At 53.0% G+C, this 24,799-nt stretch carries 21 protein-coding genes and 3 pseudogenes; 12 read left to right on the top strand and 12 right to left on the bottom strand.

The genetic code is table 11. The features are described 5' to 3' along the window. Positions 1–37 precede the first annotated feature (37 nt). Positions 38–1,027: a quinolinate synthase NadA gene (nadA, locus tag JCM15908_RS00175; RefSeq protein ID WP_025001803.1), complete on the top strand. Its 990-nt coding sequence runs from the start codon at positions 38–40 to the stop codon at positions 1,025–1,027. Positions 1,028–1,223: 196 nt separating this feature from the next. On the opposite strand, the gene JCM15908_RS14720 is transcribed toward nadA, so the two are convergent. Further along, positions 1,224–1,364, bottom strand: coding sequence for a hypothetical protein (locus JCM15908_RS14720; RefSeq protein WP_159101280.1), 141 nt, complete (start codon positions 1,362–1,364; stop codon positions 1,224–1,226). A 136-nt stretch (positions 1,365–1,500) separates the two neighbouring features. On the opposite strand from JCM15908_RS14720, the gene JCM15908_RS00165 reads away from it, so the two are divergent. The 6 genes from JCM15908_RS00165 to JCM15908_RS00145 all read left to right on the top strand — a co-directional run bounded on the left by JCM15908_RS00165 (position 1,501) and on the right by JCM15908_RS00145 (position 7,106). Beyond that, positions 1,501–2,505: a sensor histidine kinase gene (locus JCM15908_RS00165; RefSeq protein WP_025001802.1), complete on the top strand. Its 1,005-nt coding sequence runs from the start codon at positions 1,501–1,503 to the stop codon at positions 2,503–2,505. Between the two features lie 22 nt (positions 2,506–2,527). Next, positions 2,528–2,995: a LytR/AlgR family response regulator transcription factor gene (locus JCM15908_RS11295; protein ID WP_051530718.1), complete on the top strand. Its 468-nt coding sequence runs from the start codon at positions 2,528–2,530 to the stop codon at positions 2,993–2,995. 11 nt (positions 2,996–3,006) lie between these two features. After that, on the top strand, positions 3,007–3,297 hold the full coding sequence (locus JCM15908_RS14715) for a LytTR family DNA-binding domain-containing protein (RefSeq protein ID WP_036892403.1): 291 nt from the start codon (positions 3,007–3,009) through the stop codon (positions 3,295–3,297). A 331-nt stretch (positions 3,298–3,628) separates the two neighbouring features. Then, the gene (locus tag JCM15908_RS00155; protein ID WP_025001801.1) at positions 3,629–4,006 is read left to right on the top strand and encodes a response regulator; all 378 of its coding nucleotides are present in this window, start codon (positions 3,629–3,631) and stop codon (positions 4,004–4,006) included. A 32-nt stretch (positions 4,007–4,038) separates the two neighbouring features. Then, positions 4,039–6,156 carry a choice-of-anchor J domain-containing protein gene (locus tag JCM15908_RS00150; RefSeq protein ID WP_148295473.1) on the top strand — a complete coding sequence of 706 codons (2,118 nt, stop codon included), beginning with the start codon at positions 4,039–4,041 and terminating at the stop codon, positions 6,154–6,156. Positions 6,157–6,218: 62 nt separating this feature from the next. Beyond that, positions 6,219–7,106, top strand: a complete 888-nt coding sequence (locus JCM15908_RS00145; protein ID WP_025001799.1) for a choice-of-anchor J domain-containing protein — start codon at positions 6,219–6,221, stop codon at positions 7,104–7,106. Positions 7,107–7,535: 429 nt separating this feature from the next. Here the strand turns inward: JCM15908_RS00145 and pdxT are convergent, their stop codons facing one another. Beyond that, complete coding sequence (gene pdxT / locus JCM15908_RS00140; RefSeq protein ID WP_025001798.1) at positions 7,536–8,147, bottom strand: pyridoxal 5'-phosphate synthase glutaminase subunit PdxT; 612 nt, start codon at positions 8,145–8,147, stop codon at positions 7,536–7,538. Positions 8,148–8,179: 32 nt separating this feature from the next. Then, entirely contained in the window at positions 8,180–9,055 is an 876-nt protein-coding gene (gene pdxS / locus JCM15908_RS00135) for a pyridoxal 5'-phosphate synthase lyase subunit PdxS (RefSeq protein WP_025001797.1), read from the bottom strand. A gap of 87 nt (positions 9,056–9,142) precedes the next feature. On the opposite strand from pdxS, the pseudogene JCM15908_RS11285 reads away from it, so the two are divergent. The 3 genes and pseudogenes from JCM15908_RS11285 (at position 9,143) to JCM15908_RS00120 (ending at position 11,532) form a co-directional block, all read left to right on the top strand. Further along, positions 9,143–10,068: pseudogene (locus JCM15908_RS11285) on the top strand (ABC transporter ATP-binding protein). Further along, positions 10,068–11,102, top strand: a complete 1,035-nt coding sequence (locus tag JCM15908_RS00125; RefSeq protein ID WP_025001796.1) for a C1 family peptidase — start codon at positions 10,068–10,070, stop codon at positions 11,100–11,102. The pseudogene JCM15908_RS11285 and the gene JCM15908_RS00125 overlap by 1 nt, the downstream one beginning before the upstream one ends. 43 nt (positions 11,103–11,145) lie before the next feature. Then, complete coding sequence (locus JCM15908_RS00120; protein WP_199897197.1) at positions 11,146–11,532, top strand: VanZ family protein; 387 nt, start codon at positions 11,146–11,148, stop codon at positions 11,530–11,532. Here JCM15908_RS00120 and JCM15908_RS00115 read toward each other — a convergent pair. The 8 genes and pseudogenes from JCM15908_RS00115 to JCM15908_RS00080 all read right to left on the bottom strand — a co-directional run bounded on the left by JCM15908_RS00115 (position 11,492) and on the right by JCM15908_RS00080 (position 19,854). Continuing rightward, positions 11,492–11,989: a CYTH domain-containing protein gene (locus tag JCM15908_RS00115; RefSeq protein WP_025001794.1), complete on the bottom strand. Its 498-nt coding sequence runs from the start codon at positions 11,987–11,989 to the stop codon at positions 11,492–11,494. The two genes, JCM15908_RS00120 and JCM15908_RS00115, sit on opposite strands and share 41 nt — an antisense overlap. Further along, positions 11,989–12,132: a hypothetical protein gene (locus JCM15908_RS14860; RefSeq protein WP_199897196.1), complete on the bottom strand. Its 144-nt coding sequence runs from the start codon at positions 12,130–12,132 to the stop codon at positions 11,989–11,991. Before JCM15908_RS14860 ends, JCM15908_RS00115 begins: the two co-directional genes overlap by 1 nt. 128 nt (positions 12,133–12,260) lie before the next feature. Next, entirely contained in the window at positions 12,261–13,385 is a 1,125-nt protein-coding gene (gene prfB, locus JCM15908_RS00105) for a peptide chain release factor 2 (RefSeq protein ID WP_025001793.1), read from the bottom strand. A gap of 8 nt (positions 13,386–13,393) precedes the next feature. Next, positions 13,394–15,201: pseudogene (locus tag JCM15908_RS11280) on the bottom strand (AMP-dependent synthetase/ligase). Between the two features lie 394 nt (positions 15,202–15,595). Then, on the bottom strand, positions 15,596–16,063 hold the full coding sequence (locus JCM15908_RS00095) for an RNase H family protein (RefSeq protein WP_025001792.1): 468 nt from the start codon (positions 16,061–16,063) through the stop codon (positions 15,596–15,598). Positions 16,064–16,260: 197 nt separating this feature from the next. Continuing rightward, positions 16,261–18,079 (bottom strand): annotated as a pseudogene (argS, locus tag JCM15908_RS11275) (arginine--tRNA ligase). 126 nt (positions 18,080–18,205) lie between these two features. Next, positions 18,206–19,252 carry a threonine aldolase family protein gene (locus tag JCM15908_RS00085; protein WP_025001791.1) on the bottom strand — a complete coding sequence of 349 codons (1,047 nt, stop codon included), beginning with the start codon at positions 19,250–19,252 and terminating at the stop codon, positions 18,206–18,208. 59 nt (positions 19,253–19,311) lie between these two features. Beyond that, the gene (locus JCM15908_RS00080) at positions 19,312–19,854 is read right to left on the bottom strand and encodes a hypothetical protein (RefSeq protein ID WP_025001790.1); all 543 of its coding nucleotides are present in this window, start codon (positions 19,852–19,854) and stop codon (positions 19,312–19,314) included. 126 nt (positions 19,855–19,980) lie between these two features. Between JCM15908_RS00080 and JCM15908_RS00075 the strand changes: the two genes are divergently transcribed. Next, the gene (locus JCM15908_RS00075; protein WP_025001789.1) at positions 19,981–22,446 is read left to right on the top strand and encodes a TonB-dependent receptor; all 2,466 of its coding nucleotides are present in this window, start codon (positions 19,981–19,983) and stop codon (positions 22,444–22,446) included. Between the two features lie 416 nt (positions 22,447–22,862). Here JCM15908_RS00075 and JCM15908_RS00070 read toward each other — a convergent pair whose 3' ends face one another. Continuing rightward, positions 22,863–23,177, bottom strand: coding sequence for an MvaI/BcnI family restriction endonuclease (locus JCM15908_RS00070; protein WP_025001788.1), 315 nt, complete (start codon positions 23,175–23,177; stop codon positions 22,863–22,865). 96 nt (positions 23,178–23,273) lie between these two features. On the opposite strand from JCM15908_RS00070, the gene JCM15908_RS00065 reads away from it, so the two are divergent. Then, entirely contained in the window at positions 23,274–24,512 is a 1,239-nt protein-coding gene (locus JCM15908_RS00065; protein WP_025001787.1) for a TRM11 family SAM-dependent methyltransferase, read from the top strand. Positions 24,513–24,799: the final 287 nt, after the last annotated feature.

Genomic DNA, 24,799 nt, shown 5'->3' with positions numbered 1-24,799 from the left:
CACCTCCGCCGGAAAGCCTTGGGAAAGCAAAAACACTATGATGAAAAGCGAATGGATTGAAAAAGGCTACGTGGACGAACCGATAGACGCGTCCATCGACCTGAAGGCAGAGATACGCCGGCTCTGCAAGGAGAAAGATGCCATCATCTTGGCACATTACTACACCGTCGGCGACATACAGGACATAGCCGACTTCGTGGGCGACTCGCTCGCACTGGCGCGCAAGGCTGCCGAGACCGATGCAGGGACAATGGTCATGTGCGGAGTCCACTTCATGGCAGAGACCTGCAAGCTGCTCTCCCCCGGGAAAACCGTCCTCTGCCCCGACCTCACCGCCGGCTGCTCACTGGCAGACAGCTGCAAGGCCGAAGACCTGAAGAGATTCAAGGACGGGCATCCCGGCTACAAGGTTGTATCCTACGTCAACACCACCGCTGCCGTGAAGGCACTGACCGACTGCGTCGTAACATCGGGCAACGCAAAAAAAGTCATCGACGCCTTCCCTGCGGACGAGAAGATAATCTTCGGACCCGACTACAACCTCGGAAACTACATCAATTCAGTTACGGGACGCAACATGCTGCTCTGGGACGGAGGCTGCCACGTACACGAAAAGTTCTCCGTCGACGCCATCGGCAGGCTCAAACGGCAGCACCCCGAAGCCATCGTCATGGCCCACCTCGAATGTAAGGCCCCCGTGCTCGCCGCAGCTGAAGTGAAGGGAAGCACGGCGACGATGCTCGCCTACGCCCAGAACAGCCCGGCAAGGGAATTCATCGTGGCCACCGAACCGGGCATCCTGCACGAGATGGAGCGCACCTGCCCCGGCAAGGCCTTCTACCCCGTACCGCCGGAGACGGACGAGGGCAAGCCCGGATGCACCTGCAACGAGTGCGAATACATGAAGCGGAATACCCTCGGAAAGGTCTACAACACCCTCAAATACGGTTTCCCGGCCATCGAGATAGACCCCGAAACGGCACGGGAGGCAGTCAAGCCCATCGAGAAAATGCTGTCGCTGAGCTGACAGGCCGCACCATGAACCTGCAGGCGCAAGGCGGCCGACACCCTTCCCACCCGCAGCCCGCCGTCAGCCTGACCGTCCTGACTGCGGCCACAAAACGCCATCCGTGTAAAGAAAAGTCAGGGCCGGCTTCCCGTCAGGCCCTTCCGACACCGTCAAAGTGCCATTTTCGCCCTGCGAAAGTGGCACTTTCGCTGTGTCAAAGCGGCGTTTTCACTTCATCAAAATACCACTGCCGGCACACCTCCCCGAAACTTCCTGACTTCCAGTCTTCTACAACCGTCATCAAAGAGCTTCCCGTCGCCGTCCTGAAGACATCCCATCCTGACTTTGTAAACATAATTCCGCGCATTATCCGCAGCCCGCAGAAAATATGGCAACAGACCGACAGGCATTTCGGAAAGATTTTGTAAGTTTGCAAAAACGAAGAATCGTCAGCCGTAAACTATACAGAATCCTTACCCATCACGCCTCCAATGAAAACAAATGCTATACGCGGACTCTTCCAGAGCGCGTTGCTGGCAACGGCAATAGTCCTCGTCTCCTACATTACCTTTCAGGCTTTCTACAATCTGATAGCCTTCAAGTCGCTTCTGCCCTACGCAGATGCCTACGACTTCTGGCAGAGCGTAGTCCACAATCTCGTGCCGATGGTGGTGCTCTTTTCCGTCAATTTCGTGCTCGTCTTCAAACTAAACCGCCTCCACCATGCGGTCTACAAGATATTGGTAGACGTCATCATATCGTTCTCCTTCCTGACACTGGTCAACCTCGCCTTTCTTCTCTACATGCGCAACACCCCGTCCGCACATATAGACTGGGCAGGCACGACATTCTGCAACACATTTATCCTGATGGGAATAGAGATGTCTTTCTACATCAGCCACTACCGCAAGTCGCTCCAGCAGGCCGAGGAGTACAAGCGGCGCATACTCATGTATCAGTATAATGCCCTCAAGGCACAGGTCAACCCACATTTCCTGTTCAACTCTCTCAACATTCTCTACTCGCTGATAGGCATCGACCAGACGAAATCAAGGCAGTTTGTCATGTCGCTCTCGGAGATGTACCGCTACATCATGACCCAACAGGACCACGAACGCACCCTCCTCAGGGACGAGCTGCGCTTCCTCCACTCCTACGTCGAGGTGCTGGAGATGAGGTACTACAACCAGTTCCGCGTCAGAATACTGGGCGAGGAACTGGTGAAGGAACAGGAAATCATCCCTTTCACGATGCAGCTGCTCATAGAGAACGTTACCAAGCACAACGTCATCTCGCAACGCCATCCACTCGAAGTTACCATCCGGATAACGGACACGACGGTTACGGTAGTCAATCCCATCCGCCCGCGCAGCTCTACCAGCTCCACAGGCATCGGACTACGCTACATCACCGATCTCTACAAGCAGTACGGAAAGGACTTTGCCTACCACGACGACGGCGAGAGCTTTGAGGCAACAGTGCCATTCCTCCAATAATCCACAACCATACCGCATTGACATGAAAACAAAATACGCCATCATAGAGAACGAACCCATCTCGCTCGAAAGCCTGAAGCAGACCGTCGCCGTGCTGCGTCCCGAGTACGAGCTTGTCTTCACGGCCGAATCGGTAGAAGAGAGCATCGCTTTCTTTCAGGAAAGTCCCGGAGTCGACCTTGTCTTTATGGACATAGAACTGGTCGACGGCAACTGCTTCGAGATATTCGGCAAGGTTGAAGTCCATACGCCCATCATCTTCACGACCGCCTACGACACCTTTGCCCTACAGGCGTTCAAGGTAAACAGCGTTGATTATCTGCTGAAGCTATCCACGAAGCCGACCTTGAGCGTGCCTTGCAGAAGCACGAGCGCAGCCGGAAAGCCGGAAAGGAAGCCGCCAGCCCGGCTCCGCTCTACAGCCGGCTTGCACAGACGGCCACGCAGCACCGCATCCTCACCGTCAGCGGCGACAGCTATTCGTTCATAGAGATAGCCGACGTGGCGTTCTTCGCCAGCGAAGACAAGTGCATCTTCGCCTACAAGAAAGGCGGCGGACGGAAGCTGACCGCCATGACAAACCTCTCCGAAGTGGAACACATCGTCAGTCGGAGCGACTTCTTCAAGCTCTCGCGCGACTTGGTAGTCAATATCTCTGCCATTGCCTCCGTACAAAAGTTCTTCCACGGCCGACTCTCTGTCGTGGTAAGGGCAGGAACGGAAGAGCGCAGGGTTGTGGTCAGCATGGCACGCCGCAAGAATTTCCTCGACTGGCTGGGCGGTCAGGGCTGACCCACCAAGCCGTCTTGCCACTCCCAAGGAAGTCTTTCTGTCGTTCCTAAGAAAGCCCTTCTGTCGTTCCTAAGGAAGTCTTTCAGCCGTTCCTAAGGAAGTCCTTCTGTCGTTCCTAAGGAAGCCCTTCTGTCGTTCCTAAGGAAGTTGTTTATCCGTTCCCAAGGAAGCATTCTGCTGCCCTTGGCGAAGCTTTTGTCCGTTTCCCAACAGATTCTAAAACCATTTCATTCCCTACTTCTTCCATTTAGGTAGCTGAATGGTAGAGTCCGTTCCAACTTGCTTGCCATTTCATTATTTTATCTATAATTTTGTTCGCAAAACAACAGGAATGGCAAATAAGCGGAATATAGGCTATATAGTGATGAGCGACGAGCATTATACCTCCTTGGACATTCAGGAGACGATACGCTCCCTCCGTCCCGGCTATTATCTTTTAGGCATGGCCGAAGACTCGGAGCAATCGACGGAAATGCTCAACAACAACGACATTGACCTTATTATAGCCGACCTCCAGCTCTCCGACGGCAACAGTGCCGACGCTATCCGGCACTCGCGGCAACAGCATACGCCCGTCATCTTCACCACTCCCTACCGCAAGGACAACCCTGTCTACGACGACTTGAACGTCTTTGCCTTCATGGTGAAGCCCGTCAGCAGCAGCGAACTGGCAAAAGTAATCGTACGATTCGAGGAGAAAGAGTATTAGAAAGAACGAGTATTAACTAATATTTTACGGTAATGAAAAAAGACACTAAGCTATTATCACTCTGTCTGGCAGTGATGTTGTCTGCGCCCCTAAGCAGTATGGCGCAGCAGGATGAGCACAAGGTAAACGTGCCTTTCGGCTCTGTAACCCACCCGGCACGGGCAATGAAGGCCCCGACCGTGAACAATGGCAGGGCGGCAAAGGAGCCACAGGAAGTCGTAAAACCTGCTTGGACGGCACTGCTCAACGACGAGAGCGTCTTCAATCAGTTCACCATCGTGGACAACAACAAGGACGGCACTACATGGTTCTTCTACAGGGAGATGAGCGGAGCAGGCAATGCGTGCTACAAGTACAACAGCCTCGAGAACGCTGACGACTGGCTCATCTCGCCAATGATAGAGCTTAAGGCCGGGACAAACTACAATATAAAGTTCCATACACGCGCCAACAGCTCTTACTATAAGGAAAAACTCAAGGTCAGCGTGGGAACGGAGCAAACCAACGAAGGCATGGAGGCAGGTCAGGACATTCTTCCAACAACCGAGATAGGGGGCGATACGGTTTTCTTCTCCAAGACTTTCACGCCCGAAAAAGACGGCAACTACTGCATAGGATTCCACGCCGAGACAGAGGCTGACCACAACCGCCTGTATGTATACGACCTGACCGTAGAGGAAGGAGCCGTCGACAGCGCACCCGAAGCCCCGACTGGATTGCAGGTCGTGGCAGACGAGACGGGCGACCCCAAGGCAAGAATATCGTTCGTACTGCCAACGAAGACCGTCGCAGGAACCGACCTGACTACCATTGACAGCGTGGTGGTGAAGCGGAACGGCGAAATGCTGGCCACACTGAAAGACACTGATCCGGGCAGCCGCCAGACCTTCGACGACGAGAATGTCGTCCACAACGGCAACAACACCTATACCGTGGCGGCATACGCAGGCGGCAACAAGGGCAAGGAGGCTTCAGCATCTGCCTTCGTGGGCGTAGACAAGCCGCTGATGCCCGAGTCTCTCGTCATCAAAGACAACAAGACGCATATCGGGGCTGCGTGGAAAAAGGTTACGGAAGGGGCTAACAAGGGCCGGATTAATCCTGAAAAGATTGTCTACAAGCTCTGCGGATTCGACGACAAAAACCAGCCGACGGTGCCGGTACAGGACGTTCAAGGAAAGACCGAGACCGACATAGACGTCAATACGGGCGAAGGCAAGCAGCGGATTCTCCAGTATGCCGTTGCGGCAAGCAACGCCGGAGGGCAGAGCGACTTCGTATACTCCAATGCGATTATCGTCGGTGCACCCGACATCCTGCCCTATCGCGACAGCTTCAACGACGGCTTCAAGCAGGGATTCAGCCACTTCTGGTGGATGGACGGTGAAGGAATGGGATACGACTACGGTGTCTCTACCATCGGATTCGACACCTCCTCGTCCGACGACGACGGTTCCTGCATCAAGTTCACATCCATTGCATATAACGACAAGCTCAACTTCAAGACGGGAAAGATAAAGCTCGAAAACTCCGACAGGATGAAGGCAGTCTTCAGCTACCGCTCCGACGGAGCCAAGTTTGCCCAGTTCAACCTGATGGTAGTCATGCCCGACGGCAGCGTACTGCCCCTGAAGACCTTCCCATTAGCCGAAGCCACGGAGTGGACGGCCGCACAGGTCGACCTGCCGTCCTACTTGGGGCAGCTCGAGAACGTGATGTTCCAGTTCCAGCTCGAAGCAACAGGCGCGCCGGACGTTCCTCAGGTAGTCTACTTGGACAATGTCAACGTTGCCGTAGCGTCCAACAAAGATGTGGCAGTCAGCATGGTGCTGCCCGAAAAAGTGCAGCGCGGCAAGAAGACTTCGCTGAAGGTGAAAGTGAAAAACTATGGCAGCGAGGAGGCTAAGGACTATACCCTGACCGTGAAAGCAGGCGACGAAACCATCTTCCATACAACCATCAGCAAGCCGCTGCCCCCGTTCTGCAACACAGACATTCAGGTTGAGCTGACGCCCAACATACTCTTCGCCGACGAAGAGCTTCCCATGACGGCCGAAATAGCCATGGACGGAGACGAGCAACCCGAGAACAATACGGCAATGGGAGTCATTGACCTCTTCGACTATAAGGCTCTACAGTCAGGGAACTGACGGGGAAGAACACAGAAGAAGGTGTCAGCCTCTCATGGACGGCTCCCGAGACAAAGAACGAGATGATTACGGAAGACTTCGAAAGCTACGAGCCGTGGCTGACGGACAATATCGGCGACTGGACGACGGTAGACAACGACCAAGAAATTGTTGGTTCGCTCTTCAGCGACCTCCAACTGCCACACGAACACGAGAAGTATGCCTTCATGGTAACCAACTTCGAGCAGGACTATCAGGCCGGAAGCTACTTCCCGGGACACTCCGGCTACTCCTACCTCTCGTCAATCTACTGCATCAACTCCGACGGCACGGAGTATCGGGCCAACGACAACTGGCTGATTAGCCCCGACCTTTCGGGCAACGCGCAGACCATCACCTTCTACGCGCTCAACCACAATGCCAACGACAAAATGTTCTCCGAGAACATCAACGTACTCTATTCCACCACCGACACCAAGCCCGGGAGCTTCCACCAACTCGCAAACTACACTGCCGACAAGGGCGAATGGCAGGAGTTCACGGCCGAGCTTCCGGCAGGGGCAATCTTCTTTGCCATCCAGAGTACGAACGAGCCGAACAAGTGCAACTGGCTGGCCATCGACGACATCAGCTTTGAGCGTGGTACGGGCAGCGTAACGGGATACAACGTCTATCGCGACGGCACGCTCCTGACAACCGTCAAGGACCTGACCTCCTACGTAGACAAGACCGCCGATGAAGGCGAACACACCTATCAGGTTACAGTTCTCTACTCCAACGGCAACGAGTCGGCACCCGTCGCAGTCATCGTTTCGGTAACTATGGGCATGGAAAGTCTGACCGCGGACGCTGCCCGTCCGACAGACATTTACGACCTTACAGGCAGGCTGATACGCCGGAACGCAACATCGCTGAAGGGTCTCCCACGCGGCATCTACGTCATCGGCGGGCAGAAGTACGCCGTAAAGTAAGCGTCGCATCATCCCTGAAAAAGTATAGAACGAACTGAACCGCAAAGCAGACAGCCCGTCCTCCCGTCTTGGGAACGTGCTGTCTGCTTTTTATTGCTGCTTACTCAAAGAAGGAGGGCTATTGTCCCCTTACTTTTCTTCCACCCATCCACGTAAGAACAACATCTACTCCCTGATACGAAATGTCTTTACAAACCAAGCCGGGCATCCCATAGAGCGATTTCCTTCTCACACAAAAAAGAAGAAACTGCAAACCACTGATTCACAGACGATAATAAAATCATATTACCATTATCGAGCTTTCGTCAGGCGAACAAGACACTTTGAGACAATGAAAGCGGCACTTTCGTTCACCGAAAGTGCCGCTTTCATGTCGCCATCCCAATGCTTTGAAACAACGGGGATGACTTTTCTTTACATTCCGTGCTGCTATTTCCCTATATCGGACCCGCGCTTTGAAGACACCGACTCCCTGACCATATCCACAAACAGCTGGTGGATAAAGGTTTCGTCGTTCAGTTCCGGGTGGAAGGCCGTAACGAGCTGGTTTCCCTGCCGGGCTGCCACAATGTGCCCGTCCACCTCTGCCAGCACCTCCACGCCGTCTCCCACCTTTTCTATATAGGGCGCGCGGATGAAGCTCATGGGCAGCGGATGGCCGGCCCCCTTGAAGTCGTGAACGGTGAAGAAACTCCCCAGCTGCCGGCCGTATGCGTTCCGGCAGGTGGTTATGTCCATGGTTCCGATGCGCTCGTAGGGCGAACGGGGATTCAGCAGGTGGCGCGAAAGCAGTATCAGTCCGGCACAAGTGCCGAACACGGGCAGCCCGCCGGCAATGGCCCTACGGACAGACTGGAAGAGGTTCAGCTCGTGGAGGAGCTTCAGAATGACCGTGCTCTCGCCACCGGGAATGACGAGTGCGTCCTTCTGCCGGTCCCAGTCAGAGGCCTGCCGTATCTCGAAGGTCTCCGCTCCCAGTCTCTGCAATATCCGCGCATGCTCGATAAAAGCTCCCTGAAGGGAAAGAATGGCTATCTTCATCGTATTGCTCTAATCGGTACAGGGGGCGGATTCTACTTTCCTCTTTCTGCCATCAGCACGGCAATCTCGCTCTCGTTGATGCCCACCATAGCCTCGCCGAGGTCTTCGCTCAGCTCTGCAATCATCTTGGCATCCCTGAAGTTGGTGACTGCCTGTACGATGGCACGTGCACGCTTCTCGGGATTTCCAGACTTGAAGATGCCGGAGCCGACGAACACTCCCTCCGCTCCGAGCTGCATCATCAGCGCAGCGTCGGCAGGCGTAGCTACACCGCCGGCAGCGAAGTTGACCACGGGCAGCTTGCCGTTGTCGTGTACGTACTTCACCAGCTCGTAGGGTACGCGCAGCGACTTGGCAGCCTCGTACAGCTCGTCGGCCTGAAGAGAGGTCAGACGGCGCATTTCCGACTGCATCATGCGCATGTGGCGAACGGCCTGAATGATGTCGCCCGTGCCGGGCTCGCCCTTGGTACGGATCATCGTCGCGCCCTCGCTGATGCGGCGCAGTGCCTCACCGAGGTCTTTCGCACCACAGACAAAGGGTACGTCGAAGGCGTTCTTGTCTATATGGTAAACGTCATCGGCAGGCGAAAGAACCTCGCTTTCGTCGATGTAGTCTATCTCTATGGCCTGCAAAATCTGTGCTTCGGCAAAGTGGCCGATACGGCATTTTGCCATGACGGGGATGCTCACGGCTTCCTGAATACCGCGTATCATCTTGGGGTCGCTCATGCGCGACACGCCGCCGGCGGCACGGATGTCGGCCGGAATACGCTCCAGTGCCATGACGGCACAGGCTCCTGCCTCTTCGGCAATGTGTGCCTGCTCGGGTGTAGTTACGTCCATGATGACACCGCCTTTCAGCATCTGTGCCAAGTTTCTGTTAAGTTCTTGTCTGCTCTGTTCCATAGCGTGTAAATCTTAATTCTATTTTGGTTCAACAATGATAATCATGCAAAGGTTGGATTGCGCCGGCAAAGATAGTACGAACGATTGATGTTGCCAAATGTTTGTTCGGTAATGGCAAATCAGTGTACGCAAAAAGGAAAAGTCAACACGCCGTTCAGACAGGCCGGATGGGCCGCTGAAGATGCCCGGATAAGAAAAAAAAGACAGAAAAACACCGCGGTCTGCCCGTCTCTCACCGTCTTTCCGTATCTTTGCAACATGATTATCAGCTTATCCCATCTTTCCGTCGGATACCGCCGCGAAGCTCCCGTCGTCGCCAATATCAGCATCGATATACGGAGCGGAGGGCTGACCTGCCTGATTGGCGACAACGGCATCGGAAAGTCGACCCTGCTGAAAACCCTCACGGGATTCCTCCCTCCGGCAGGCGGAAGCATGACGATTGACGGACAGGACATGCTGCTCCTCTCGCAGAGAGAGCTGGCACGGTATGTCAGCATCGTGCTGCCCCACAGGCCGGACGTGCAGAATCTCACCGTGGCAGAGGTGGTCGGGCTGGGCCGCACGCCTATACGGGATTCTGGGGAAGTCTGGCAAGCCGCGACAAGACGGTCGTTGCGGAGTCCATAGCCGCCGTAGGCATTGCGCCGCTGTGCGACAGAATGATACAGACCCTGTCCGACGGCGAACTCCAGAAGACCATGATTGCCAAGGCATTGGCACAGCAGACACCGGCGATTATGCTCGACGAGCCTACCGCCTTCCTCGACTTCCCGTCCAAGGTAGACATGTTCCGGCTCCTCAGCCGCCTGTCGAAGACGCACGACAAGCTCATCCTCCTCTCCACACACGACTTGGAACTCGCCCTGCGCTACGCCGACAGCCTCATCAGGATAGACCATTCGGGGCTTCAGACGGTTACGCCCGACGATGTAAAGAGCGGAATAGAACAACTGCTGACAGACGGAAACAAAGCGTCCGGGCCACAGCTGTTAAACGAAACAAAGGCATAATGAAACAGAAAATTATCCTGTCGGCTCTTCTGCTGGCCCTCATCGGCTGCGGAAAACAGAGCCAAAAAGACATTTATCGCCCCCTGCGGCTGACCGACGACATTGTCCTGAAGACCACACCGGTCAAGAATCAAGGCTCAAGCCCGCTCTGCTGGGTCTACGCCATGCTGGCTACGATAGAGACGGAACACCTTCAGCAGGGCGACTCCGTCCATCTCAGCCCCGATTATGTAGCCCGCATGTACCTGACGGAGCAGGCTACACACCGCCTTTACACCCAAGGCGGCAAGTCGGACAGGCCGATTACCATGCGCGGCATGCCGGGCATGCTCATCAATCTCATAGAAACCTACGGCCTGCAGCACTTCGACGCCTATCACAGACCCGACGATGCCGACTACAACATGTTGTGCCGGCGGATAGAGAAGAGCCTCAGCACACCCGCAAAAGACTCGCCTCAGAGCAGGCTTGCAGACATTTCGCTGCTTCTTGACAAAGGACTGGGCTATCCTCCCCGGCAGGTTTTCATGCTCGGAGCCGTCTATACGCCCCTTGAGTTTGCCCACAGCGTCTGCCGTTCCGACGAGTACGAGGCTCTGACGAGCTTTACCCACCACCCCTTCGGGCAGCGTTTCGCGCTTGAAGTGCCTGACAATTACTATCACAACACCTTCCTCAATGTTCCCATAGACACGATGATGGCGCGAATCGTGCGTGCGCTCCGTCAGGGACACCCCGTCTGCTGGGAGGGAGACATCTCCGAGCCGGGCTTTTCCTTTGAGCACGGAACGGCAACCTTGCACAACGAAAAGGAGAAAGTGAGCCAGAAGCACCGCCAGTATTCGTTCGAGGCGCACAAGACTACCGACGACCACTGCATGGAGATAACAGGACTGGCTCACGACAGCCGCGGACGGCTGTTCTTCCGCTGCAAGAACAGTTGGGGAAACGACAACCCCTACAATGGCTTCATGTATCTTAGCGAGAACTATATCAGGCTGAAGACCATTGCGGTATTCCTCCCTGCCGAATAAAAACATCTGCTTTTGCAGTTTACGACAGCCCCACGCATTGCTTATGCGCAACATTATAATCCACTATCCGCTTTCCTCCTGCATCCTGACAGCTATCTGGGTGCTGTGCTTTGCAGACATTCCCGAGACGCCGCTCAGCCATGTCAGCCTGATAGACAAATGGACACACGTGGCGATGTACCTCGTCTGGTGTCTCGTCATCACCATAGAGAGGCTGCGGGCAGGCAAAGAAAAAGCCAGACCCAAGCAGCTTTTGCTTTGGGTCTGGCTTCTGCCCACGCTCATGGGTGGACTGATAGAGATACTGCAAGCCCACTGCACGGGCGGCAGACGGAGCGGAGAGTGGCTCGACTTCCTTGCCGACACCATCGGGACAAGCCTTGCCCTCGCTATCGGTATTCTTCTGGCAAGGTTCCGCGCCAAAGGCTGAACGGGTTGCAGCGCATGTGCGAATTGTAGAAACGGCGGTCGCCGGTAACCTCCTGTCCGAGAAAGGCAGGACGGTCGAAGCTCTCCGACTCGTCCGACAATTCCACTTCAGCCATCACCAAGCCCTCGTTGTCGCCATGAAACTCGTCTACCTCGAAGGTGTGTCCTCCAAAGTCAATCAGATAGCGACGCTTTTCAATGATGCCGGGTTCGCAGAGCTGCATCAGCTCTTCGGCTTCCCGAAGCGTTATCTCCCTCTCAAACTCATACCGGCTCAACCCTCCGTCGCGCGAAGGGCCCTTGATGGTGAGATAGCCACGGTCGTCTCGGATGCGGATACGGACGGTATTGACGGCATCGAAGTAGCCCTGACGGATGCGCGAGGACGATTTCGCCATTGCCTTCCAGTCCACTGACTTATGGACAAGGAACTTCCGCTCTATTTCCTGTCCGCTCATCAGCCTACGACTATGATGGAATAGACGGTTACGGCTATTGCCAAGAGGAAGAGACAGATGATAATCCACTTGATGACTTTCTTTGCCTGACGCTCCTGCTGAGCCTCACGCAGCTTGCGGTGTTGTTTGCTTTTTTCACTCATAATGGTATATTTTTAATGTTATTAGGCTTGTTCGGGGTGGCTGTCTTATCGGAACGAGACTAAAGGACGGGGCAACGGGCCGACAGGAAGAACCGACTTGGCATCCCCGACCGCCCTGTATCATGCCGTCAGACCTCCTCCCCTGTTACGGGAAACTCCATCAGATAAGCCTTGATGAAGCCGTCTATCTTTCCGTCCATGACCCCGTAGACATCCGAAGTCTGGTAGTTGGTGCGGTGATCCTTCACTCGCCGATCGTCGAAAACGTAACTGCGAATCTGGCTTCCCCACTCTATCTTTTTCTTGGAAGCCTCAATCTTGGCCTGTTCTTCCATCCTTTTTTTCATCGCACGGTCGTAGAGCTGCGATTTCAGCAGCTGCATGGCCTTGGCACGGTTCTTGGGCTGGTCGCGCGTCTCGGTATTCTCGATGAGGATTTCCTCCTTCTCGCCCGTGTCGGGGTCTTCGTACTGATAGCGCAAACGGACTCCGGACTCTACCTTATTGACGTTCTGGCCACCGGCACCGCTTGACCTAAAGGTGTCCCAACTGACCCTTGCAGGGTCTACGTACACCTCTATGGTATCGTCGACAAGCGGAGATACAAACACGCTGGCAAAGCTCGTCATGCGCTTTCCCTGTGCGTTGAAAGGGCTGACGCGCACCAACCGGTGTACGCCGTTCTCGCTCTTGAGATAGCCGAAAGCGTATTCGCTTCCCTCAAACTTCATCGTTACGCTCTTGATGCCGGCCTCGTCGCCGTCCTGAAGGTCGGAGATGGTAACGTGGTAGCCGTGTGCCTCGCCCCAGCGCATGTACATCCGCATCAGCATGGAAGCCCAGTCCTGACTCTCCGTACCCCCTGCGCCCGAGTTAATCTTCATCACGCACTCCATCGGGTCTTCCTCCTGACGGAGCATGTTCTTCAGTTCGAGGTCTTCAACAGCCTTCAGTGCCTTGTCGTAGGCGGCATCCACCTCCTCCCCGGTAACGAGTTCGTCCTTGTAGAAGTCGAAGGAGAGCTGCAGCTCATCGGCCAGCGACCGTATCTCCCTGTAGCCCTTAATCCACTTCTCTATGCCCTTTACCTTCTTCATCTGCTCCTGCGCCCTTGCCGGGTCTTCCCAGAAGTCGGGCGCCTGCGTCCGAAGCTGCTCCTCCTCGTACTCTATTTCGCGCTTGTCTATGTTCAGGTAACGGTGCAGAGCCACCGTTCTGTCCTGTATATCCTTTAGTTGTTCGGAAGTTATCATTCTCTATCCTACTCTTCGTACATCTTTTCTATTATGTCCCTGAAGTTCTTGTTGATGACCGGGCGTTTCAGTTTCAGCGTGCTGGTCAGCTCTCCGCTCTCCATCGAGAAGTGGTGGGGAAGGAGCGTGAACCGCTTCACCTGCTCGTACTGGGCCAGTCTTTGCTGCAGCGTGGCGATACGGTCCATCATCATTTCCTGCACACGGGGATTCCCGCAAAGGTCTTCGCGCGTAGAGAAATCAATGCCGCGGTCTTTCGCCCACTCTTCCAAGACGCGAAACTCGGGCACGATGAGGCAGAGACAAATTTGCGCTGGTCGGCGATGACAGCCACCTGATCGACAAACTTATCCACGAGCAGCATGGCTTCGACCATCTGCGGAGCCACGTACTTGCCGTTGGAAGTCTTGAAAAGGTCCTTTATGCGCTCTTTGAGGAAAAGCTCCCCGTCCTGAAAATAGCCCGAATCGCCCGTATGGAAGAAGCCGTCGGCATCGAAGGCCGTCGCATTGGCATCCTCACGGTGGAAATATCCCGGGGTAACGGTGTCTCCCTTGAGCAGCACCTCGTTGTTTTTGCCTATCTTAACCTGCAGCCCCTCTATGGGGTATCCGACGGAACCGACGGTATAGGGTTTCCCCCTGCGGTCGCAGCTGACGGTGGCCAGACTCTCCGTAAGGCCATAGCCGACGAGCATGTCCAGCCCGATGCTGTGCACAAACTCCTCAACCTCGGGCGAGACGTAGGCACCGGCAGTCGGGAATATATGCGGATTCTCCAAACCTATCTGCTTCCTGACAAGACTCAACACCGTGCGGTTGAGCATCTGATATTCCATTTCCACACCGATGGGGACACGCTTTCCCTTGGACAGATAGCTGATATTGCGCTTCTTTCCTACCGCCAGAGCATGTTGCAGGAGCTTGCGCTGAACGGGGCCGGAGCTTTCCATGCGCTGCTTGACGGCTATATAGACTTTCTCCCAGAAACGGGGGACGGCCGACATGCTCGTCGGGTGGGTCTCGCGCATGCTGTCCTGAATCTCCTTCGGATAGGTATTGATAATCAGCTGTGCACCTACCGTCAGCGAAAGGTATGCCCAGCCGCGTTCAAAGACATGCGTGAAAGGCAGGAAGTTGATGACGCGGTCTTTCTCGGTAACGGGAACGCGCTCTCCGTTCGCCTCCATGGCGGCCCGATACATTCTGTACGTGAGGATGACGCCCTTGCTCTCGCCCGTCGTACCGCTCGTATAGAGAATGTTGCAGACATCGTCGTCGTTCGCCTCCGCCATGAGCCGGTCTACTTCCGGCTGCCGCGGGAAGCCCTCACCGAGCTTGAGGAAGTCCTCAAAATACAGGGCGTGGGGGTCGTGGGTGCTGATGCGCACGCTCGGGTCGTAGATGATGATGCGCTCCAGAGTCGGACAAAGCGGGAAGACGCGGTGCGCCTTGTCGTACTGTTCCTGCTCTCCGACAAACAAGAGCCGCACTCCGGCATCCCGAATCATATATTGTATCTGCTCCTCAGAACTTGTCGCATAGAAGGGAACGCTGACAACGCGCACCCCGTAAGCCCCAAAGTCGGTATAAAGATACTGGATGGTGTTCTGCGAAAATACGGCTATGTGCTCCTGCGGCTTGATACCAAGGTTGACAAGTGCGTTGGAGACTTGCCTGACACGCATTGAGAACTGGTTCCACGAGACCGTTTTCCACTTCAGGCTTCCGAAATTGCGGAAGGTAAGAACGGGACGCGCGCCATACTTCTTGGCTTGCTCGTGAATAAGGGCAGAAAGATGACACTTTGTCTGCATAACTATAATGAGTTTTATTATCTGCAAAAATAATCATTTATCGGCAGAATAAGAAATTATTTGAGAATTATATTAAGTTTTGGTACTTTTCTCCCGTGCTGCCATTCGTGGGACGAGGCAATGCTGCTGCAGCACTTCCGGCACGCCGGACAGATGCCCTGCAAAACGAAAGCGGCACTTTGACCATGCGAAACGGGCTTGCTCGCATGGTCAAAGTGCCGCTTTCGTTTTGTCATTAAGGCTTGTTCGCCGACAGCGGAGGACGGACTGGATGCAACATACTGATAATCTGACCTTTCCGTTGTCTCCTGCTTTATGTTTCAGAAGCTGTTCCCGACAACTCCTTCCCACATAGTCCGTACAGCCTCTATCCGCCGCCGGAACAGCCTGCCGCCTATTTCCGCCCGAAGTCGGCAGGTATCTCGCCCCACTCCTTGGTCTCCCACTTGATGACGGGAACGCTCACGGGGTGCGTCTTCAGCCATGTCTCGGCACGCTGGATAATCTGATAGAGCTGCTCGGTCCGGGCATTGCGCACGAGGGTTGTCTTGCACCGCTTCTTGCTGACCCATAAGATGGCGTTGTAGGAGTCGCTGTATATGACCTTGTCCGTGATGCCCTGCTTCTCCATCAGAGCCAGTGCATGGACGATGGCAAGGAACTCTCCTATGTTGTTCGTGCCCTGCACAGGCCCGAAATGGAAGACCTGCGCCCCCGTCTGCAGGTCGATGCACTGATACTCCATCGGTCCCGGATTGCCCGAACAGGCAGCGTCGACCGCCCAAGACGGACACCGTACTGCCGCAGGAAGCGGCAGTACGGTGTCCGTCCTATAGGATGGGGGATTCTGTAACGATTTCATTGAAGTTCTATTCAAGGAGATTGCCGTCTCCCAAAGTTTCCAAAGTGCAGGAACAGAGCTTCGTCTGTCCGAGCAAGATTATGGCCTCAGACAGACAGGATGCGCTGTCCCCTCTGCCTCCCTGCCTTGTTTATAGCAGCGCAGGGGCCAACAAAGTCATCTGCACCCCCTTCCCCTTTCGGGAGGGCAGGGCGGGGCTACATTCTCTCCGGCACTTCGATGCGAGAAGGGCCATGCCGTTCCTGATGACCTTGGCCACATTCTGTGCCAAGACAAGGCGCGTGGTCTTTTCGGCTTCGGTATCTGCGTTGAGGATGCTGTAGTCGTGGTAGAACTGGTTGAACTCTTTCGTCAGCTCGTAGCAGTAGTTGGCTATGCCGCTCGGGCTGTAGTCGATGCCCGCCTGTGCAACGGCTGCACTGAAATCGTTCAGCTTCTGAATGAGGCTATCTCCTTCTCGTTGAGCGGTGCATCGTCGGGGAGAACGGCAGGAATCCCGACTGCCTGTGCCTCTGCCTTACGCAGGATACTGCGGATACGGGCATAGGTGTACTGGATGAACGGGCCGGTATTGCCGTTGAAGTCGATAGACTCCTCGGGATTGAAGAGCATGTTCTTCCGGGCATCTACCTTGAGGATGAAATACTTCAGTGCGCCCATGCCCACGATGCGTGCTATCTCGTTCTTCTCCTCGTCGGTGATGCCTTCGAGCTTGTTCACCTTGTCCTCGCTGAGACTCTTTGCGTTCTCAATCATGGAGGCCACGAGGTCGTCAGCGTCCACTACGGTGCCTTCGCGGCTCTTCATCTTGCCGTTGGGAAGCTCTACCATGCCGTAGGAGAAGTGCACGAGGTCTTTCCCCCACTTGAAGCCGAGACGGTCGAGAAGGATGGACAGCACTTGGAAATGGTAGTTCTGCTCGTTTCCGACGACGTAAATCATCTTGTCTATCGGGAAGTCGGCAAAGCGCATCTGTGCCGTGCCGATGTCCTGCGTCATGTAGACCGACGTGCCGTCCTTGCGGAGGAGCAGCTTCTGGTCGAGCCCCTCGTCGGTGAGGTCGGCCCATACGGAGTTGTCATCCTTGCGGATAAAGAGGCCTTTTTCGAGTCCTTCCTCCACCTTCTTCTTACCTGCGAGGTAGGTGTTGCTTTCGTAGTATATCTTGTCGAAGCCTACGCCGAGTGCCTTGTAGGTCTCGTCGAATCCTGCATATACCCAGTTGTTCATCTTTTCCCAGAGTCCGCGCACTTCGGGGTCGCCCTGCTCCCACTTCACAAGCATCTCATGGGCCTCCCTGATGAGGGGTGCCTCCTGTTCGGCCTTTGCCTTTGCGTCGTCGGCCGGCATGCCCTCGCTCTCGTATTGTGCCTGCAAGGTCTTGCACTCTTCCTTGTAGTGCTTGTCGAAAGCCACGTAGAAGTCGCCTATCAGATGGTCGCCCTTCTTGCCGGCCTGCTCGGGCGTGATGCCGTTGCCCCACTTCTGCCATGCCAACATCGACTTGCAGATGTGTATGCCGCGGTCGTTGACGATGTTCGTCTTGACCACCTTGTTCCCGTTGGCGGCCATAATCTGTGCGAGCGACCAGCCCAGCAGGTTGTTGCGCACGTGTCCCAAGTGGAGCGGCTTGTTGGTATTGGGCGACGAGTATTCTATCATCACGAGCGGACTGCCCTCGCCGGCCGTCTTCTCACCGAACTTCTCGTCGGCGTTGATGTCGTTGAGAAGTCCCACCCAAGCTGCCGGAGCAATGACAAGATTGAGGAATCCCTTGACGACGTTGAAATCGGCAACGGCCTTGCAGTTCCGTTTCAGGTACTCGCCTATCTCCTGTGCCGTCTCCTCGGGCTTCTTGCGCGAGGTCTTCAGCAACGGGAAGGCAACGAGGGTAAGGTTTCCCTCGAAGTCCGCACGGGTTTTCTGCAACTGTATCATCTTCTCCGGCACTTCTGCGCCATAGAGGTCTTTTACGGCAGCAAGGGCCGCTGAGGTTATCTGGTCTTCTATTTTCATAATCTGATGTCTTATCTGTCTGCAAATTTATACAAAATCTCCGAGATATGGGGGCATCGGAGACAAAAAAGGAAACTTTCGGGGCGGAAAGTCGGCAATAGCCCGGCAAAACTACGGGAGAACCACTTATCGGGCAGCAGGAAGCCGGCTGAGTGCCGCCTCCAAGGCGTCGAGGTCGTCTGAGGTCGTCGCCCAGCTCGTAACAAAACGGCAGACGGTATGCGTCTCGTCGTATTTCTCCCACCGCGAGAAGGCGACGGTCCGGGCAAGTTTCTCCATCACCGGGTTCTTCATGACGACAAACTGCTGATTGGTGGCTGACTCTATGAAGAACTGAAATCCCCGTTCGCGCAGCATGTTCTTGAGACGGCGGGCAGCGGCAATGGCGTGCCGGGATATGCTGAAGTAAAGATTGTCGGTGAAAAGGGCATCAAACTGCACGCCGATGAGCCTTCCCTTGGCCATCAGTGCCCCGTGCCGCTTGACGATGGTGAAGAAATGGCGTGGCGAGCGCATATTGGTGAAGACAACGGCCTCGCCACACAATGCACCGACCTTGGTTCCGCCGATATAGAACACGTCGCAGTGGCGGGCCAGCCACGGCAGGTCGAAGTCGCAATCGTCCGCCATCAGTCCGTAGCCGAGGCGTGCCCCGTCTACGTAGAGGGGAAGCCGGTATTTCCGGCAGACCTCGTAGATATCGGAGACTTCCCGTGCCGAATAGCTGGTGCCAAGTTCTGACGGGACGGTGATGTAGACCATGCCCGGCTGTACGACGTGGTCGCGGTTCTCATCCTGCTCGAAGTTGGTCATGAAACGGTCGAGCGACGTTGCCTCCAGCTTGCCATTGACCGCCGGAAGGGCTATCACGCGGTGTCCTTCCGCCTCAATGGCTCCGGCTTCGTGCACATTGATATGTCCCGTCTCGGCACAGACGACACCCTCGTATGACTTCAATATGCCGTCAATGACCGTCGCATTGGTCTGCGTACCTCCCGACAGGAAGAATATGTCGGCCCCGGGCATGCCGCAGGCAGTCCTTATCTTTTCTCGTGCACGCTCGCTGAATCGGTCGAAGCCGTATGTCTGCGTCCGTTCGTCGTTGGTTTCTATGAGTCGTTTCAGCACCAGCGGATGAGCACCGCAGCTGTAATCACATTCAAATGGAAGCATGGCAATGGGGTTAAGATGGAGTAGCCGGAGGCTGTCAGTCGCCGGCACGTATGTATATATTATTGTATACGCACGCTCTTCCCGTCCTTGTAGCAGGCTATGGTACGCGTTCCGTTGGTGTAGATTTCCTCGCTTCCGGGAATGTCAAGCACGAATCCGGCCGCCTTCACCTGCCCGACGAGGTTGTCATAAGCCGTCGGATTGAATACGGCAATGATGATTGCACCCTCCTTGAAGGCCACATAACTTGATACGCCCTTTCTCATCGGACGTGGATAGTCGCCATACTGAGTGGCGGTGAGGAGCTTGGCGAGCTGACAGTTCTTGTAGTACATCTTCGAGAACTTGTCGAGCCGGTACACCTCGTAGTTGGTCTTGAGCTTGTAGCCGTACTTTTTGGCGATACCGGCAGCATGGTCGGGATTCTCGAATATGTCCAATGCATCGGCTATGCTGATTACTTCGGGGTTGGCGATAACTTCGGTTGTCGCTACAGGAACAACCGGCTGAGGGGTTTCGGTGGCTGTCTTCTGCGCAGTTCCGCAGCTATTCAGCACTGTCGCTGCCACGACCGCGAGCACTGCTGTTAATACTTTCTTCATCTCTTTGCCTGTTTTTGAGTGCAAAGATACGGTTTTTCCTGCTTACTTCAAAATCACTATTATTAGGTATTGTTCATATTATGGTTTTCACGTAACTTTGCAGCCAAATTTTTATCATGTTAATCTATGAATAGAGTATTTACATTCTTATTAGGAGTATTATGCGCTGTCAGTGCTTTTGCACAGAACACCGACGCAATGCTTTTCGGAGATGTGAAGGCCAAGGAGACGGGCAAGCACCTTCCCCATGCCGTCATCTTAGTGAAAGGAACCAACCTCAAGACCGCCTGCGACGCTTCGGGACACTTCAAGCTCGGCAACTTGCCGCTTGGGAAACAGACCATCGTTGCCTCGCTGACGGGCTATCAGGAGCAGGAAATCGAAGTTACAATGACCGCCGGGAAAGGAACGGAGGCCTATTTCCAACTTGATAAAGACCCATTGGAACTTAGTCAGGTAGTGGTTACGGGCACGCGCACGGCCCACTTCATCAAGGACGTGCCTATCCGTACCGAGGTGCTGACATCGCAGGCCCTCAAGCGCAAAAACGCACAGACACTTTACGATGCGTTGGAGGGTGTTCCGGGCATCCGCGTAGAACAGCAGTGCCAGTTCTGCAACTTCTCCATGGTACGCATGCAGGGACTTGGTGCAGAGCATACGCAGGTTTTGCTCGACGGCGAGCCAGTCTACTCCGGTCTCGCAGGTGTCTACGGACTCCAGCAGATGGGAACAAACGACGTAGACCGCCTCGAAGTGGTGAAGGGTGCAGGTTCGGCACTCTACGGAAGCAGCGCGGTGGCAGGTGCCATCAACATTATTTCCAAGGAGCCTACCTACGAGCCGTCCCTCAAAGCCGACGTACAGATGGGCAACTGGGGCTACAGAAGCTATAAGGGTTCGGGCTCCATGCGTTATAAGAATATCGGTCTGAGCATCTATGCACAGCGTACCGAGGCCGACGCGGTAGACCAGACGCAGGACGGAATGACCCGTAAGGAAGTGAAAAACAAGGACGGTGTGTCCGACCGCGTGAACGACCAGATGACCAATCTCGGCTTCGGCATATACTTCTACAGCCCGTTTGCCAAGAACGACAAGCTCGTTCTCCGTGGCAAGGCTATTGACGAGCAGCGGTTCGGAGGCACAATGACGGATGACCTCTACCTCAATCCGTTCTCCGCAGGTACGGAGAACATTAAGACCAACCGTCTTTCTGCTGACCTCGCCTATACCCTCCCGATAGGCGCACACTCCGAGCTGAATCTCGCAGCTGCCTATGTTCATCACAAGCGCAACGCTACCAACGACACTTTCCTCGGCAGTTATCAGGATTCTCACAAAGACCCAGCCCATCCCGACGAGCCGGGTGCAAGTCCCGACGTAGAACTGATGCGCCCCTATCTCGCCAGAGAGAACACCTTTACCCCCTCGCTCACCTTCACGAGTATTCTCGGTAACCATACCCTTCTGACAGGAGTGCAGGCTTATTTCACACGTCTTCGCGAGACGGGCCTCTACTGCCTGTCTGACGAAGCTGACGAGGACAGTCCCTACTATGGTGTGCCCTACACCTCCATCGGCAAGAAACACGCCAACGAAGTGGGCTTCTTCCTTCAGGACGAGTGGAACATTCTGCCTTCCCTAAGCATCGTTCCGGGTATCCGCATCGACCGCCACAGCTCTGGCGAAGAATATGCGGCAAGCGAAAAGGTGTTCGACGGCACGTTCCCCACAACCCATTTCGCCAAGACAACGGTCAATCCACGCCTTGCCGTCAAGTATGAGGTTTCTCCATCCTTTATCCTCCGTGCCAACTTCGGTACAGGCTTCCGCGCCCCTTACGGCTTCTCCGAGGATTTGCACCTTTGCAGCGGTTCGCCACGTGTATGGAAATCGTCCAGCCTGAAGGGCGAACGCTCCATCAGCTACAACCTCTCGGCCGATTACTACGGAAAGAACTATCAGCTGAACCTGAACATCTTCCGCACCGACCTGAAAGATAAGATTCAGTTCTCTCCTGCTTCCGACGACGTGAAACGCTTCGGTTATACCTATCAGTGGGAGAACGTCGACGACGCCTACGTACAGGGAATAGAGCTGGGTGCCAAGGCTACGCTCTTCAAGGACTTTGCCGCAGGCATCAACTGGACATTCAACCAAGGCAAATTCAAGCACGAGCGTGCTGAATGGTCTGACCCCGAGGATGAAACATGCGCCAAATTCCCACAGCGTCTCGCATACGCGAAGGACAGCAAGAATATTTCGCGCTTCCCATCCATGACGGGCGACATCGACATCGACTACACCCCGGGAACTTGGTCGTTCGCCCTGACAGGTTCATTGCAGGGAAGAATGTATATTGATTACAATTCCGAGGATGCCGGAGAAACATCCAAGATAAAGCATACCAACGCTTTCACCACATGGAACCTCCGTGTAGCCAAGCAGTTCGGTACCGTTTCGGTCTATGCCGGTGGCAAAAACATCTTCAGCTACATTCAGGACGAGAAACATACCGACGACGCTGCCTTCATGTATGCCCCCGTCTATGGTGCTACTTGGTATGCAGGCGTCAGCGTAAACCTTTAGACACGTAGATTGGTTGAATGATACAGACTGATAGAATGAGCCAACACATCTGAAAAGAACCCCGAAAGTTTTTTGTCTAACTTTCGGGGTTCACTTTACATTTTGCTCCGGCTTTTATCTTGTCATTCAACCTCGGTTTACATGTTATTGTCCCTAAGGGAAAGGATAGAAAGAACAACAGGAAAACGTTTACGATAGCTGGCATGTTCTGTTACCTTTTCCAAAGTTTTGTTGCGCCTTCCATGGTTCGCCAGCTTAGCAAGACAAGCAAACTTATTTGCTTTCTGTTAACATACCTAATTTTGTCATATAAGTCCTAATTTTAGTTTTCTTTTTTTTCTGTCATTCTGTCAACCTTCGCAACCAATTGAATATCAAGCTCAAAAATGTTAAAACCAATGACGGAATGACAGCAACTATAGTTTATTCTTTAATATTTTTTCTAAAGCATCGTAATTATATCCAACAATAGTATCTATTGTGTTATGTTCTAAATCGTATACTCCTATTCTTATTGTTTTCTGATTTCTATCACTTATTAACTTAAAAGACAACTTGTTAGCAAACGTATTATAATCATTTGCAAACATAGATGTATGTAGCTTATTCAACCCTATTTTCTCAGGTTCTTCATAAGGTATTCCAAATTTTTTATTAAGATAATTGTTGGCACCTTTAGGAAAAGACGGTGCCTTTGTAAATAAAGTTACATAATTTTTGTAAATTTGCAAGCAAAAGTATTCATTTTAAAGACAAATATCGCTCTCATATTGAGAGTATTTCACACCTTTGCACTTTCAAAATGAGTGTAAGTTATTTATCGAAGCATGTATAACAGAAAAATAGATGACAGATGGAGCTTTAAAGAGGCTAACACAAAGGAATATACCCATTGTTACCATACTTATCCGGCTATGATGATACCACAAGTTGCAAGAACCTTAATAAAGGAATATAAACCAAATGGTAGACTAAGCCTTATTTTAGATCCATATATGGGAAGTGGTACAACCTTAGTAGAATCATCATTGGTTGGAATAAACTCTATTGGCACAGACTTAAATCCATTAGCAAGATTGATGTCTAAAGTAAAAACAACGCATTATGATTATCATAGTCTGTTGATGCAGTTTAGAGATATACAGTCAAGTCTGATTACATATACTGAAGATAAAGTAAAAGACCGGAATTTCGACAGAATATCCAACTATACTTTCTGGTATAATGAAAGTACATTATTAAAGTTGTCGTATCTATCGCAACTAATAGATGCAACAACCGATAAGGATTTTTTTAACATCGCCCTTTCTGAAGTAGTAAGAGAAGTATCCTTTACACGTAATGGGGAATTCAAAAGATATAGGATGAACGAAGCTAATATAGCAAAATTTAATCCTGATACATTCAATCTCTTTGAAAGAAAAGTTATTCGCAATCTTAGCGGATTAGAGCAATTTAATGAAAAGGCCAAGGGAAATGTGTCTGCCCATATCTATGATTTTAATACTGTCAATGGTATTCCTTCTAATGTAATTAAGGATGGAGATATAGATATGGTAGTAACTTCCCCGCCCTACGGCGATAGCAGGACAACTGTTGCTTACGGACAATTCTCAAGGTGGACTAACGAATGGTTTGGGTTTGATAACGCTAAAAATTTGGATAGCCTTTTAATGGGAGGAGGGAAAGCAACCAGTGAATTGTTTACGACCAAAAGTCTACGGGATGTTTTAGACGAAATAGATAGGCTGGAGCATAAAAGGTATTTAGAAGTTATCTCTTTTTTAAATGACTACTATTTGTCAATCAGGAATGTGGCCAAAGCTGTCAGAAGCGGCGGTACTGTTTGTTATGTAGTTGGGGACAGAAGAGTGAAGGCGGTACAAATACCTTTAGATTATTTTACTGCTGAAATGTTTGAGAGTTTTGGATTCAAGCATCAAATAACATTGGTAAGAGAAATACCTAACAAAAGGATGCCATCTAAAAATAGCCCGACCAATAAAACTGGTGCAAAAGTGGATACAATGAGCCATGAGTATATTGTTATATTAAAGAAATTATAGAACGGAAAAAACAATCAGCCTGACTTCCCTGAAAGGGCACAGCTATTTATAGGCAATTTAATGATTCATACATGTTCTTGTCAAGCCGTTTGTATTTGAGTTTAACTAAACCTGCTTATTATCGCCACCACGACTCTTTTCGTTTCTCAATACCTCCTGTCGGCCCGACAATCCCTACATTCCACTGATTATCAATAGATGGAATGTCAAGGGCAAACGGCGGAAAGTGAGCAACTTTCTGCCAAAACGGGCAAATCATCACCACGAACAGAGCGGTGCGGATAGAC

Source organism: Prevotella dentasini JCM 15908 (genome assembly GCF_000614065.1).
GTDB lineage: Bacteria > Bacteroidota > Bacteroidia > Bacteroidales > Bacteroidaceae > Prevotella > Prevotella dentasini.
This window is presented reverse-complemented; position numbering and strand designations above follow the sequence as displayed.

Bases quoted from the DNA above. Each gene is read 5' to 3' on its own strand.
- nadA (WP_025001803.1), top strand. From the start codon at position 38: ATGATGAAAAGCGAATGGATTGAAAAAGGCTACGTGGACGAACCGATA.
- JCM15908_RS14720 (WP_159101280.1), bottom strand. From the start codon at position 1,364: ATGTTTACAAAGTCAGGATGGGATGTCTTCAGGACGGCGACGGGAAGC.
- JCM15908_RS00165 (WP_025001802.1), top strand. From the start codon at position 1,501: ATGAAAACAAATGCTATACGCGGACTCTTCCAGAGCGCGTTGCTGGCA.
- JCM15908_RS11295 (WP_051530718.1), top strand. From the start codon at position 2,528: ATGAAAACAAAATACGCCATCATAGAGAACGAACCCATCTCGCTCGAA.
- JCM15908_RS00155 (WP_025001801.1), top strand. From the start codon at position 3,629: ATGGCAAATAAGCGGAATATAGGCTATATAGTGATGAGCGACGAGCAT.
- JCM15908_RS00150 (WP_148295473.1), top strand. From the start codon at position 4,039: ATGAAAAAAGACACTAAGCTATTATCACTCTGTCTGGCAGTGATGTTG.
- JCM15908_RS00145 (WP_025001799.1), top strand. From the start codon at position 6,219: ATGATTACGGAAGACTTCGAAAGCTACGAGCCGTGGCTGACGGACAAT.
- pdxT (WP_025001798.1), bottom strand. From the start codon at position 8,147: ATGAAGATAGCCATTCTTTCCCTTCAGGGAGCTTTTATCGAGCATGCG.
- pdxS (WP_025001797.1), bottom strand. From the start codon at position 9,055: ATGGAACAGAGCAGACAAGAACTTAACAGAAACTTGGCACAGATGCTG.
- JCM15908_RS00125 (WP_025001796.1), top strand. From the start codon at position 10,068: ATGAAACAGAAAATTATCCTGTCGGCTCTTCTGCTGGCCCTCATCGGC.
- JCM15908_RS00120 (WP_199897197.1), top strand. From the start codon at position 11,146: ATGCGCAACATTATAATCCACTATCCGCTTTCCTCCTGCATCCTGACA.
- JCM15908_RS00115 (WP_025001794.1), bottom strand. From the start codon at position 11,989: ATGAGCGGACAGGAAATAGAGCGGAAGTTCCTTGTCCATAAGTCAGTG.
- JCM15908_RS14860 (WP_199897196.1), bottom strand. From the start codon at position 12,132: ATGAGTGAAAAAAGCAAACAACACCGCAAGCTGCGTGAGGCTCAGCAG.
- prfB (WP_025001793.1), bottom strand. From the start codon at position 13,385: ATGATAACTTCCGAACAACTAAAGGATATACAGGACAGAACGGTGGCT.
- JCM15908_RS00095 (WP_025001792.1), bottom strand. From the start codon at position 16,063: ATGAAATCGTTACAGAATCCCCCATCCTATAGGACGGACACCGTACTG.
- JCM15908_RS00085 (WP_025001791.1), bottom strand. From the start codon at position 19,252: ATGCTTCCATTTGAATGTGATTACAGCTGCGGTGCTCATCCGCTGGTG.
- JCM15908_RS00080 (WP_025001790.1), bottom strand. From the start codon at position 19,854: ATGAAGAAAGTATTAACAGCAGTGCTCGCGGTCGTGGCAGCGACAGTG.
- JCM15908_RS00075 (WP_025001789.1), top strand. From the start codon at position 19,981: ATGAATAGAGTATTTACATTCTTATTAGGAGTATTATGCGCTGTCAGT.
- JCM15908_RS00065 (WP_025001787.1), top strand. From the start codon at position 23,274: ATGTATAACAGAAAAATAGATGACAGATGGAGCTTTAAAGAGGCTAAC.